Here is a 12,278-nt window from a genome sequence, read left to right as displayed (position 1 = left end):
CGCGACGATGCCGATGAGCACGGCGTAGTACACCAGCAGGGGGACACCGAACAGATTGAGCTGCGCGACGTCGGTGAACCCCGCCGGGAAGCCGAACCGAGGGGTTCCCGAAGTGGTCACGATGACCAGGCCGCTGGCGATGAACAGCATCGAGAGCGTGGCGATGAACGGCGGGATCTTCACCCCGACGATCAGCAGTGCGTTCACGGCGCCCAGGACTGCGCTCATGGCCACCCCGGCCAGGATCGCGAGCGGCCACGGGGCGCCCGCGTTCATCACGAAGCCGGCGGTGACCCCACCGACCGCGAACACGGATCCGATCGAGAGATCGAGCCCGCCGCCCACGATGAGCAACGTCGCCGCACTCGCTCCGATGAAGTAGATCGACGACGACCGCAGGATCTCGACCAGGTTTCCGGGGTTCAAGGCGATCGGATTGATGATGCTGGCCACCGCCATGAGCGTGATGATGATCACGATCAGGCCCAGCTGCTGCCCTGCGCCCACACGGCGAAGGATGCCTTTCATGTGCTGACTGCTTCCTGCACGAGATCCACTCGGCGGTCGGTTGACGAGAGGAGGCGCGGGCGGGACCCCGCCGGCGCCGACGACTCACTCCGCGGGGAGGTTGTCCTTCGTGTACCAGGTGCTGGTGGTCGGGATCGTCTCGGGCACGTCCTTGCCCTCCGACAGATCCTTGATCGCGTCGGCCGACTTCGTCCCGGCCTCGCACCAACCCTGCTCGCCGACGCCGAGCAGGGTGCCCGCCTCGATCGCAGCCCGGTGATCCGGAGTCAGGTCGGCGGCGACCACCTGCACCTTGCCGGTGAGTCCGCGTTCCGCGATGGCGGTGATGGCGGCGGCGACATCGGTGCCCTGAATGGCGAACAGCGCCGTGATCTCAGGGTGCGCGGTCAGCATGTTCGACCAGATCTCCGGGGACTTCGTGGCATCGCCGTTGTTGTACTCGCTCGCGACGACCGTCATCCCGGGGAAGTTGTCCGCGGCGTAGTCCTCGAAGCCCGTGAGCTCCTGCACGTGCGGCGTCGTACTCGCCGAGCCGGAGAGCACGCCGACCTGGGCATCCGGCACGGTCGACCCGAGGCCCTCAGCGATGATCTGGCCGAGCTCGTAGGCATCGGTGCCGACCTGGGTCTGCTGACCGGTGCTCGGGTCGCCGGCGTTCTGCGCGACCACGTAGATGCCGGCATCGCGCGCCTGCTTGATGACCGGCGTGAAGAGTTCCGGAATCGTCGGGAACACGACGAGCGCGTCAGTTCCGTTGGTGATCGCCTGCGAGATCAGGTCGATCGCACCCTGGTTGTCGACCGCGCTCCCCGCCGTTCCGACGACGTTGACCTTCCAGCCGAAGGACTCGCCCTCCTCGATGAGGCACTGGGCGACGGTGTCGAAGGCGGGGTAGAACGGGGCCGGGTTGACGTACGTCACGGTCGCGACCTCGCGCAGTTCGGTGGAGCCGCTCTGACCGTCGTCCGTCGATCCGCCGGAGACCGCCCCGCAGGCGCTCAGGGCGAGGAGTGCCGAGAGCGCGAGCGCCCCCAGGGTGATGGTGCGTTGGGTGGTGTGCATGGTGACCTCTCTGTCGTTGCGATGGGTATTCAGGGATGGATGGAGTTCAGGGAATCGACGAGCGTCCGGACGATGAGCCGTTGGCCGACCGCGTTGGGATGCACTCCGTCGGGCAGCAGAAGCGTGGTCTCGGCGGCGCGGCGGAAGGCCGCGTGGAGGTCGATCGCTTCTGCCGATTCGGCGAGCACGAGATCCGCGATGACCTGCACGTCCTCGGCGTACCAGGTGATCGCCTCGACATCGAAGGGCGCCCACTGGGTCACCCATTCGTCGATGGTCGGTGGTGGCGTCATCACGACGTGTCGGGCTGCGAGCTCGACGCGCACGAACCTCGCCAGCACGCCGAGGTTGCGGGCGGTCTCCTGCGGGCTCGTGGTCATCGTGCGCAGCGCCCCGTGACGACGTGCGTCGTTGGTCCCGATCATCTGGATCACCCAGTTCGGCCGCTCCCGCGCGATCAGGTCGAGCCGATGCAGCACCTCACCGGTGGTATTCCCCGTGATGCCGTGATTGCGCACGACGACTCCCGGCACCGCCGTCGCCAGGACGCGATCGAGGATGTGCGCCCACGAGGTGGCGTCATCGGTGATCGAGTCGCCCACGGCGACGATGACATCGCCGTGTCGGAAGGGCAATCGACGCACGCCCGCGGCGAACTCCGCGTCGGCGAGCAGCTCGTCCGCACAGGTGGCCGCTTCGCGCTCGAGCAGTTCGCGCTGTTCCCGCAGCGCCTCCGGTGACGCGTCGGCGATGCGCGCCGAGATCTCGAGGAGATCGGCGGCCCGGAGTCCGGCACGTGCCAACATCGGAAGTTTCTCGAGGTGGAAGAACTGAGCGATCAGGCGAGCCCGGGCGGTCTGCGATTCGGACTCGACACTCATCGCGCCACCAGCCCGTCGATCGCCGACGCCAGCACCGACAGGGCGGCCTCGGCCGAGGGCGCTCTGCCCGTCATGTCGAAGGCACCGTGAACGAGAGCGGGGAACTCCAGGAGTTCCACCTCGACGCCGGCACGCGTGAGCAGGTTCGCGAACGCGACCCCCTCGTCACGCAGAGGGTCGAAGCCGGCCACCACGATCACGGCCGGAGGGCTCCCCGCGGCGTCCGCGTTGAGCGGAGACACCCGGTGATCGCCGCGCTCGGTCGGGAGCACGTACTTCTCGATGGCCCAGGCCACGTCGCTCCACTCGACGTAGAAGCCGGACCCGTTCACCACCCGCGAGGGGAAGGCGTCCTGCGGCTGATCGAGGGCGACCACGGGATACACGAGCACCTGCCCCGTGATCGCCTCTCGACCGAAGTCACGAGCGACAACTGCCGCCAGATTGCCGCCCGCGCTATCACCCCCGACGAGCACCGGCGTTGAGGCGCCGCCGAGCTGAGCCCGATTCGTCAGCATCCACTCGGTAGCGGAGCGAACGTCGTCGAGCCCGTGGGGGAAGGGGTACTCCGGAGCGAGCCGATAGGAGGTCGAGACCACGCTGAGCCCGCACCGGGCGCAGAGGGCGCGGGCGATCGCATCCGCCGTCTCGATGCTGCCGGTCACCCAGCCGCCACCGTGAATCCACAGCAAGGCGCCCACCGGCTCGGCGACCGGGCGGTAGATGCGAGCCGCGATCGGGGCGGCCGCGGAGGGAATGAGGATGTCGGTGACCGAACCGACCTCGGCACGCCGCGATGGCGGTGAGAAGCGGGCGGCATCATCCTCATGCTGCTGGCGAGCCCGAGCGATCGAGACACTCCCCTGTCCGGGCCGGGAGTCGGTCGTGGTCGAGGTCGCGTCGAGGAGCGCGAGGATGTCCGGTGCCACGCCGGAGCGGGTCGCGCTCACTCGACGATCGATCCGGTGATCAGTCCGATGATCTCGTCGCGCGAGGTCTCAGCGGTCGCGCGAACGCCCGCGACGCGGCCCAGTCGCATCACCTGGATGCGGTCGGCGAGTTCGAAGACGAGGCCCATGTCGTGGCTGACGATGATCACGGCGTTGCCGCGCTCCTTCACACCGGCGATCATCTCGGCCGCTTGCGCGGTCTCGCGCACTCCGAGAGCTGCGGTGGGTTCGTCGAGCAGGACGATGCGTCCGCCCGTGCGCAGGGCTCGGGCGATCGCGATCATCTGGCGCTGCCCCCCGGAGAGCATGCCCACTTCCGACCTGACCGACGAGACGGTGACCTTGAGCTCGTCGAGGAACGCCCGCGACTCCCGCTCCATCCGCTTGCGATCGGCGAAGGGCCCCCGGCGGGGGATCTGGCCGAGGAACATGTTGGTCGCGACATCGAGCACTTCGACGAGGGCCAGATCCTGGAACACGGTGGCGATTCCGGCCGTGCGGGCGTCGGTCGGCATCTGAAAGTGCATTTCCGCGCCGTCGACCTTGATGCTGCCGCTGTCGGGTCGGTACACCCCGCTGATCGCGCGGATGAGACTCGACTTGCCGGCGCCGTTGTCGCCGACCACGGCGAGGATCTCGCCGGCGTGGGCTTCGAGATCGACCTGGTCGAGCGCGGTCACGTGCCCGAAGGTCTTGGTCACAGCGCGGAGCTCGAGAGCCGGGGTGCCGGCCGTCATGAGGGCCGCCTGGCGTCATGAGAGGGGTGTGACCGCATCGTCGCTCCATCGGGATTCGCAGTGCCTCGCTCCTCGGCGCGGCTGTCACACAGTAATCATTCGCCCACCGAATAGTCAACATCGGGATGTTGGGGTGTCCAGTCCGAATCATTCGGTTGACGAACCTTCAGGTCTGCGACTACCGTTCCGGTGTGGCCACCTTCCGTACCGTCGCGGGACCCGACGGGTCGGCTCGACACCGCATCCTGAGCGCGATCCGCAGCCACGGGCCCTTGACGCGGGCCCAACTCGCACGCGCCACCGGGCTCGCTCCGTCGACGGTGACCGAGGTCGCCCAGACCCTCGGGTCCGAGCGTGTGCTGATCGAGACCGAAATCGTTCGCTCCGAAGAGCGACGCACCGGCCCGAAGAGCCGGGCGCTGGCCTTCGAGCCCTCGCTCTCGACCACCGTCGGCGTCGATTTCGGCTTTCGCACGGTGCGCGCGCTGGTCGCCGACGTCGCCGGACGCCCTCTCGCCAGCGGCCGGGCCGCGCTGCCCGTCGACTACGACGCCGAGCGGGGACTGAGTGTCGCCAAAGGCCTGATCGACGAGGTGGTCGGTCGAGCCGGCGTCCCGATGCCGGCCACCGCAGGAGTCGCCATCCCGGGACCCGTCGACACTCAGCACCAGCGGGTCGTCGGATCCTCCATCCTCCCGGGATGGTCGGAATCGGATGCGGGAGACTTCGAGGCCGCCTTGGGCCTGCCGGTGATCATCGAGAACGATGCGAACCTCGCCGCGCTCGGCGAACACACCTTCGGCGCGGGCACCGGCGTGGCGAACACCATCACCATCAAGTTCCACAGCGGGATCGGTGCCGGCATCATCCTCCACGACCGGCTGGTCAGCGGAGTCCGCGGCGGAGCCGGTGAGATCGGTCATGTCGAGATCGATCCCCAGGGTCCGCTCTGCCGGTGCGGGAAGCGGGGATGTCTCGACACGTTCGCGTCGGTACCCGCCATCCTCGCGTCGATGAGACCGCAGCACGACGTCGAGTCGGTCGCCGAACTGCTGGCCTTGCTAGCGGCCGGTGACGCCGGGGCCAAGCGTTGCATCAGCGACGCCGCACTCACTGTGGGGAAGGTCGTCGCCACGGCGTCACTTCTGCTCGCCCCTGAGCGGATCATCATCGTCGGGGCGATGGCGCGTGCCGGAAGCGTGGTGACCCTCGCGATCCGCGACGTTCTCGAGCGGGAGGGCATCCCTCAAGCGCGATCCGTTCCCGACGTCGTCCTCGGCGAGCTCGATGACCGCCACACGGCGATGGGAGCCGTCGCCCTCGGGCTCAGCGCGCAGGGCTGGCTTCCCGAATCGATCGCGCCTCGCGTACCCGATAGGGGGTTCGTGTCGGCGGGCTGACCCGTTCGACCCGAGCTCCGCCAGGCACACGCTTTTCTGTCCGTAGCTGAGCTTCGGGGACGCAGCGAGAGCTGCCCGGCGGAAGGTCGCTCGCGTATCCGCCGCAGTCGTGACCCGGCAGTCGACGTTCCCGGTTAGCTTGGTCGCGTGAAGCCATCGCCGTGGACACGCATCGTGTATTGGGCGATCGTTCCTGCGGTGATCCTCCTTGCCATCAACGTGATCTATGTCGAGATGACGCGACCACGCGGCCCATTCGGGCAAGGTGAACGCCGCATGGTGCTGCTGAACAACGCGATCAACTACCTCTTCGCCGAGGTCTTCCAGGTCGTTCTAGCGCTCTTCCTCATCGCTATCGGCGGGATTCTCTGGAAGGCGTCGCGGCATCCTCGCGGAACGGCAACCGAAAGGGCGTTGGCGATCACGCTTGGCGGGGTTTACGTCTTGTCAGCCATCTGCGCCGCTTTACTTACTCCTCAGATGCCGGATTTCAGCGCGCTCTTCGGGCTCGGGCTCGTTCTCGTCGTATTGACGTGGGTCGCCCTCGTTCTCGCGATTCAGCTGCTGCTGCGCGTGCGGGCCGCGGCAGACGCACCTGATCGTGCGAGGAACGACGACAATGGCGACCAGCTGAAGCGGCGCAAGATCGGCGGAGCATCAATGCCGAATCGGTAGCTGAGGCGGGACACGCGTCGATGACGCCGGCTACCGGAGGGACGCCGGGGTCAGGGATGAGTCTGGAACCCTCACCCAATCGGAAACGTCTCGGACAGTGCGTCTCGCAGTCTCTCGATCGACTGCTCGTTGTGCCAGTGAAGCGCGAACGGTCTTCCGAACCCGGGCAGCATCGTCAACTGGGTCGCGGCGGGATTGCCTTCAGCGGTCGTCCATTCGATCGCCCAAAAGGTCCCAAGAGATCCGATACCCGTGACCGACGTACGCGGAATGCATTTCGTAGAGAACAAGTTGCGCACGAGGAACTCGTGCTCCGTCACTTGCACGCCGCCGATCGCAGCACGCACCCCGAGCGCAATGAAACCGGCAGCCTGCACCAAAGCCAGCCAGGCGTTCGGCACCAAGGGTTGGATCGCTGCCATGACTGCGAACACGAGGGCGGGAGGAACGAAGATGGCGATCCAGCCGAACCGGATGAGCCAGTGAGCGTAGACCCGCATGCGGCCATCCTGGCGCAAAGGCACCGCTCCCGCAGGCCGCTCTTGAGCCTGCAGGGGTCCGCCCTCGTAAGCCCGACATCGGTAGCTGAGGCGGGGCACGATCCCGCGACCTCACGATTATGAGTCGTGCGCTCTAACCAACTGAGCTACTCAGCCAAGGGCTGCCCTCGTCGCCGCTTGGTGCACCGGCGAGAGCGCCGAGCCCCGAGTCAGGATTGAACTGACGACCCCTTCCTTACCATGGAAGTGCTCTACCACTGAGCTATCGGGGCGTGACCTCGAGCGAGCCGAGGCACCAGGAGACTTTAGCATCCGTGCGCCGGGGTCAGCGCGCCGTGGTCAGCGGCCCGGCCGCAGGTCCCCGGGCGTCATCCCGAACCGGCCGCGGAACACGCGGTGGAAGTGCGTCGGGTCGCGGAACCCGCAGGCCGTCGCGATCTCGGCGATCGACCGGGCACGCCAGGCGACGGCGCTGAGCCGCTCGTGCGCGAGGTCGAGCCGTTCGGCCAGCAACCAGCCGGCGAAGGTCTCGCCGGCTGCACTGAACTCGGCCTGTACGGTGCGTGCCGAGATGCCGAACGCCACGGCGACGTCGTCGGCGCGGAGGTCGGCTGCTGCGAGACGAGTGCGGGCCACCGCCTTGAGGTCGTCGAGCCGGCGGCTGGGCTCGACGGATGCCCCTGCCATCACCCCGAGCAGCGCCCGCACCGGCGCGGCCATCGCCGCGGCGACCTCCGGGCGACCCGCCTCGATCTCGGCGCACATCAGCCGAGCCTGAACGGTGAGCGCCCGGCCGGTCGCGGTGCGCGCGATCTGCTCGTTGATGCGCAGTACGTCGGCCCGCGACGGCGCGAAGCCGGCGCGTTTCTCAATCCGCAGCGAGAACAGCCGGAACCGCGCCCGGTCGGCGAAGTCGACGAGGAACGGCGACTCGCTGTCGAGCAGGATCGGCATCCCGCGCCCGAGCGCCCAGGAGCGGTCGAGGTGCGAGACGGCGTGCGCACCCGAGGTGCTCAAGTTGAGGTAGACGGCCTCATCGGGGCGCTGTTTCACGAGTGCGGAGCCGCGTCGGCCGACGTGTCCCGGCGCCCACATGTGGGCGAGCACGTCGCCGTCGACCGGGTACGAGTCGAATGCCGCGTCGAAGACCCCGGGGCCCGACCACTCGGTGCGGATCCCGAGGTACACGTCGCTCAAGGCATCCCGAAAGTAGTCGAATCGCTCCGACTCGGGCACGTCGGTCGTGCGCGCGTGCACGACGGGGGCTTCGCTCATCGTCATCGATTCTCGCCTCCGGCCAGAGACCGGGTTTCCGGACGCTGCCTATCCTGCTCGCGAAACATCACCCACTCAAGGAGGAGTACCCCATGTCCGACCCCACGATTCTTCTCGTCCACGGAGCCTGGCACGGCGCGTGGTGCTGGGATGCCGTCATCCCGCTGCTCGAGGCAAAGGGCCGCACCGTGCACGCGATCGACCTGCCGACGGTGCACGCGCCGAACAAGGCCGAGCTCGGTCTCGCCGACGACGCGCAGGCGGTGACGGATGCCGCGGCCGCCATCGACGGACCGGTCGTGGTCGTCGCGCACTCCTACGGCGGCGTGCCGACGACCCAGGCGCTGGCGGGAGCGGAGAACGTCGTCCACATCGTCTACATCGCCGCGTTCGCGCTCGACGCGGGCGAGTCCCTTCTCGGCGCGGTCGGCGGGGAGGCGCCGAGCTGGTGGATGGTGGACGGCCCGCTCACGACCGCGGGCAACGACGCCGAGCCGGCGGAGAGCCTGTTCTTCAACGACCTGCCGGCCGACGTGGCGAGCGCCAACGTCGCGCGGCTGCAGTCGCAGGCCACGAAGCCCTTCGGCGAGGCGATCACCGAGGTCGCCTGGAAGACGATCCCGTCGACCTACCTCATCACCGAGCAGGACGTGATCTTCCCGCTGTTCGCGCAAGAGGCGCTCTCGGGCCGGGCCGGATCGACGGTGCACCGGCTCGACACCGGCCACTCGCCGTTCCTGTCGCAGCCGGAGGCCACCGCCGCGATCATCGACGCCGCCGGGCGCTAGTCCCACGCGGGGGCGGTCGCGTGGGCGACCGCCCACACCGCGAAGGCGGCCCCGTCCGTGGTGATCGTCGACCCGTCGGCGGTCGCGTTGCCCTCGGCGACCAGCAGTTCCGCTCCGGCCAGGTCGACCCCGACATCCACCGAGCCGGCCGACCGCGTGGCGACGACGACGAGGGTCTCTTCCGGGCACTCGCGCGCGAACGCGATCGCCTCGGCGGAGGCGTGCAGCCAACGCAGCCCGCCTTCGGCGAGCGCCGCGTGCGAGCGCAGCCCGGCGAGGCGCGCGTACAGGTCGATGCGGTCGGCCGCCGCCTCGAGCGCGTCCCACGGCAGCGGGGTGCGGGAGTCCTCGCCGTCGAACCCGGTGAGGCCGAACTCGTCGCCCTGCCAGATGACCGGCAGCCCGGGCATCGTCATCGCCAGGCCGACCGCGACCGGCACGGTGCCCTCGCGCGCGTCGTTCACGAAGCGCGGGATGTCGTGGGTGTCGAGGGCGTTCATCGTGCGGGTGCGCACGCGCCACGGGAACCCGGCGACGAACTCACGGTGCGAGGCGACGGCATCCGCCCCGTCCCAGTCCTGCGTCTCGCCGACGATCATCGACAGTCCGCCGCCGGCGGGACTGCCGGGGGAGCGCAGCCAGTTCCATAGGGGGCGGGTGAAGTTCGCGTACGTCATCGCGCCGTGCCAGGCGTCGCCGGCGAAGTCGGCGGCGGCATCCCCGGTGAACTCCCCGAGCAGGAGGGTGTCGGGATTCACGTCGGTCATCGTGCGGCGGATGATGCGACGCACCTCGGGGTTGAGGTCGTCGGTGCGGTACCGGCCGGTCATGTTGGCGACGTCGATGCGCCACCCGTCGAGGTGGAACGGGGCGCCGAGCCACTTCGCCACGACCGAGTCGGGCCCTTCGATGAACCGGCGGCGCAGCTCGGCGGAGTTCCAGTTGAACTTCGGCAGACTCGGCACGCCGAGCCACGACACGTAGGTCAACTGCTCCTCGTCGAGCCAGTAGAAGAACTCGCTCTCCGGAGCGCCCGGGTTGCCATACGCCGCGCGGAACCACTCGTGCGCGTCGCCGCAGTGGTTCGTCGTGAGGTCGCCGAGCACCCGCATCCCCCGGGCGTGCGCGGCTTCGACGAGCGACACGAGTGCCTCGTCGCCGCCGAGGAGCGGGTCGACGTGCTCGAACGACAGGGCGTCGTAGCGGTGGTTCGACCGGGCCGGGAACACCGGCGTCAGGTAGACGATGTCCGCGCCGAGACCCTGGATGTGGTCGAGCCTCTCCTCGACGCCGGCCAGGTCTCCGCCGTAGAACTGCGCGGCGGTGTGGCGGCGGTCGGGATCGACCGGGTCGCTCCAGGCGGCGGGTTCCGCCCACTCCGGCAGCTCCCTCGAGGAAGCGGCCGCCGAGCGGGCGAACCGGTCGGGGAACACCTGGTACATCACCGACCCCGCCGACCAGGCCGGGGGCACGTCACCGGCGACGAGGCGGAAGTCGTCGGCATCCCGCGGATCGAGCCGGTGCAGGCCCCGCGCGTTGAGCCAGTGCGCGCTGCCGTCGCCGCGGTCGAGCCGGAAGCGGTAGGGGTGCAGGGGGTTCTCGACCGTGATCGTCGCCTCCCACCACTCGACGTGCGGCATGCCCCCGCGGCGGGTCGCCTCGACGAACCACGGCTCGCCGTCGGGGCGCACGCGCACCCGCACCCTGGTCGCGCCCCAGTCGCTCGGCACCCGCACCCGCACCCGCACGACATCCCCGAGATCCGGGTCGAGGTTCGACACGTAGAACGCCGAACCGTCGTGGTGGGGGTCGGCGTACAACGCGGCGGGCAGGGGCTCGGTCACGCTCGCACGCTACCGGGCCGATGTTTCGGCCAGGTGACCGCGATTAGGGTCGAAGGATGGCCCTCGCGCAGACGACCGACTGGTGGCGCACCGCCGTCATCTACCAGGTGTACCCCCGCAGCTTCGCCGACGCGGACGGGGACGGCATCGGCGACCTCGCCGGCATCACACAGCGCCTGGGTGCTCTCGCCGAGCTGGGGGTGGATGCCGTCTGGCTCTCCCCCTTCATGACCTCGCCGCAGCACGACGCCGGGTACGACGTGGCCGACTACTGCGACGTCGATCCGCTGTTCGGCACCCTCGCCGACTTCGACGCGCTCCTCGCCCGGTCGCACGACCTCGGCATCCGCGTGGTCGTCGACCTCGTGCCGAATCACTCGTCGAGCGCGCACCCGTGGTTCCAGGAGGCGCTCGCCGCCGGCCCCGGCTCGGTCGAGCGGGCGCGCTACCTGTTCCGCGACGGACGCGGCGCCGACGGAGAACTGCCGCCGAACAACTGGCAGTCGGTCTTCGGCGGCCCGGCCTGGACCCGGGTGCCGGATGGGCCAGCGGAGCGGGGCGACCGCGCTCGTCCCGCGGAAGCGGCGGGCGCCGCAGGAGCGGCGGCGCCCCAGAAGGCACAGTGGTACCTGCACCTGTTCGACTCGTCGCAGCCCGACTTCGACTGGACGAACCCGTGGGTGCACGAGCGGTTCCGCGAAGTGCTGCGGTTCTGGCTGGACCGCGGCGTCGACGGCTTCCGGGTGGATGTCGCGCACGGGATGATCAAGAGCGACGGCCTGCCCGACTACCTGCCCGACCCCGACGGCGGGAGCATGGGCGGCGACGCCGCCGACGTGCCCTACTGGGCGCAGGATGGCGTGCATCCCATCTACCGCGACTGGCGCAAGGTGCTCGAGGAGTACGGCCCCGACCGCGTGCTGATCGCCGAGGCCTGGGTGCGGCCGCTGTCGAAGATGGCGCACTGGGTGCGGCCGGACGAGATGCACCAGGCGTTCAACTTCGGCTACCTCGAGACGCCGTGGGAGGCGCAGGCGTTGCGCGCGATCATCGACGACTCCCTGGAGGCGTTCGGGGCGGTCGGCGCGCCGAGCACCTGGGTGCTCTCCAACCACGACGTCATCCGGCATCCCTCCCGCCTCGCGCTGGTGCCCCCGCCGCCGCAGGGCGACGGGCTCGGACCCGACTCGCCGCGCAAGCCGGACGAAGTCGTCGGCCTGCGGCGCGGCCGTGCGGCGACGGCGTTCATGCTGGCGTTACCCGGCTCGGCGTACGTCTATCAGGGCGAGGAGCTCGGCCTGCCGGAGGTCGTGGAGCTTCCGGATGCCGCCCGCCAGGATCCGACCTTCCACCGCACCGGCGGCAAGCTGTACGGCCGCGACGGGTGCCGCGTGCCGATCCCGTGGGAGGCGGATGCCGCCGCCGCCGGGTTCAGCCCGACGGGTGAGACCTGGTTGCCGCAGCCCGAGGCATGGGGCTCCTACGCCCGCGACACGCAGCGCGGGGTGCCCGGCTCGACGCTCGAGCTCTACGTCGCCGCGATCGCCGCCCGGCGGGAGCACTCCCTGGCGACCGGGGAGATCGAGTGGCTCGACACCTCCGACCACGTGCTCGCGTTCCGCTCCGGCGATCTCACGG

General features: G+C 69.5%; 12 protein-coding genes and 2 tRNA genes. 4 read left to right on the top strand and 10 right to left on the bottom strand.

Annotated elements, in window-relative coordinates:
• The 5 genes from ACILQS_RS12700 to ACILQS_RS12680 form a co-directional block, all read right to left on the bottom strand.
• The coding region (locus ACILQS_RS12700) for an ABC transporter permease (protein ID WP_395640496.1) at positions 1-528 on the bottom strand (528 nt) is incomplete at its 3' end.
• An 84-nt stretch (positions 529-612) separates the two neighbouring features.
• A complete protein-coding gene (locus ACILQS_RS12695; protein WP_395640495.1) occupies positions 613-1,590 on the bottom strand; it encodes a sugar ABC transporter substrate-binding protein in 978 nt (325 codons plus the stop codon).
• A gap of 29 nt (positions 1,591-1,619) precedes the next feature.
• Positions 1,620-2,471: an SGNH/GDSL hydrolase family protein gene (locus ACILQS_RS12690; RefSeq protein WP_395640494.1), complete on the bottom strand. Its 852-nt coding sequence runs from the start codon at positions 2,469-2,471 to the stop codon at positions 1,620-1,622.
• Positions 2,468-3,421 (bottom strand): alpha/beta hydrolase, encoded by a 954-nt coding sequence (locus ACILQS_RS12685; protein ID WP_395640493.1) that lies wholly within the window; start codon positions 3,419-3,421, stop codon positions 2,468-2,470. The genes ACILQS_RS12690 and ACILQS_RS12685 overlap by 4 nt, the downstream gene beginning before the upstream one ends.
• Positions 3,418-4,158: an ATP-binding cassette domain-containing protein gene (locus ACILQS_RS12680; protein WP_395640492.1), complete on the bottom strand. Its 741-nt coding sequence runs from the start codon at positions 4,156-4,158 to the stop codon at positions 3,418-3,420. The genes ACILQS_RS12685 and ACILQS_RS12680 overlap by 4 nt, the downstream gene beginning before the upstream one ends.
• Positions 4,159-4,349: 191 nt before the next feature.
• On the opposite strand from ACILQS_RS12680, the gene ACILQS_RS12675 reads away from it, so the two are divergent.
• Positions 4,350-5,558, top strand: a complete 1,209-nt coding sequence (locus tag ACILQS_RS12675; protein ID WP_395640491.1) for an ROK family protein — start codon at positions 4,350-4,352, stop codon at positions 5,556-5,558.
• Between the two features lie 147 nt (positions 5,559-5,705).
• The gene (locus ACILQS_RS12670) at positions 5,706-6,233 is read left to right on the top strand and encodes a hypothetical protein (RefSeq protein ID WP_395640490.1); all 528 of its coding nucleotides are present in this window, start codon (positions 5,706-5,708) and stop codon (positions 6,231-6,233) included.
• A 71-nt stretch (positions 6,234-6,304) separates the two neighbouring features.
• On the opposite strand, the gene ACILQS_RS12665 is transcribed toward ACILQS_RS12670, so the two are convergent.
• The 4 genes from ACILQS_RS12665 to ACILQS_RS12650 all read right to left on the bottom strand — a co-directional run bounded on the left by ACILQS_RS12665 (position 6,305) and on the right by ACILQS_RS12650 (position 8,008).
• Entirely contained in the window at positions 6,305-6,733 is a 429-nt protein-coding gene (locus ACILQS_RS12665; protein WP_395640489.1) for a hypothetical protein, read from the bottom strand.
• 82 nt (positions 6,734-6,815) lie between these two features.
• A tRNA-Met gene (locus tag ACILQS_RS12660) sits at positions 6,816-6,889 on the bottom strand.
• Between the two features lie 44 nt (positions 6,890-6,933).
• A tRNA-Thr gene (locus tag ACILQS_RS12655) sits at positions 6,934-7,005 on the bottom strand.
• Positions 7,006-7,072: 67 nt separating this feature from the next.
• Entirely contained in the window at positions 7,073-8,008 is a 936-nt protein-coding gene (locus tag ACILQS_RS12650; RefSeq protein WP_395640488.1) for an AraC family transcriptional regulator, read from the bottom strand.
• Between the two features lie 92 nt (positions 8,009-8,100).
• Between ACILQS_RS12650 and ACILQS_RS12645 the strand changes: the two genes are divergently transcribed.
• A complete protein-coding gene (locus tag ACILQS_RS12645) occupies positions 8,101-8,796 on the top strand; it encodes an alpha/beta hydrolase (RefSeq protein WP_395640487.1) in 696 nt (231 codons plus the stop codon).
• On the opposite strand, the gene ACILQS_RS12640 is transcribed toward ACILQS_RS12645, so the two are convergent.
• Positions 8,793-10,640, bottom strand: a complete 1,848-nt coding sequence (locus tag ACILQS_RS12640) for a glycoside hydrolase family 13 protein (protein WP_395640486.1) — start codon at positions 10,638-10,640, stop codon at positions 8,793-8,795. The genes ACILQS_RS12645 and ACILQS_RS12640 overlap by 4 nt on opposite strands.
• A 56-nt stretch (positions 10,641-10,696) precedes the next feature.
• Between ACILQS_RS12640 and ACILQS_RS12635 the strand changes: the two genes are divergently transcribed.
• Positions 10,697-12,278: glycoside hydrolase family 13 protein (locus ACILQS_RS12635; protein WP_395640485.1), on the top strand; the 1,582-nt coding region annotated here is incomplete at its 3' end.

Source organism: Pseudolysinimonas sp. (assembly GCF_044239695.1).
Lineage (GTDB): Bacteria > Actinomycetota > Actinomycetes > Actinomycetales > Microbacteriaceae > Pseudolysinimonas_A.
Note: the sequence above shows the minus strand (reverse complement) of the source record. Positions and strands in the feature narration are given on the sequence as shown.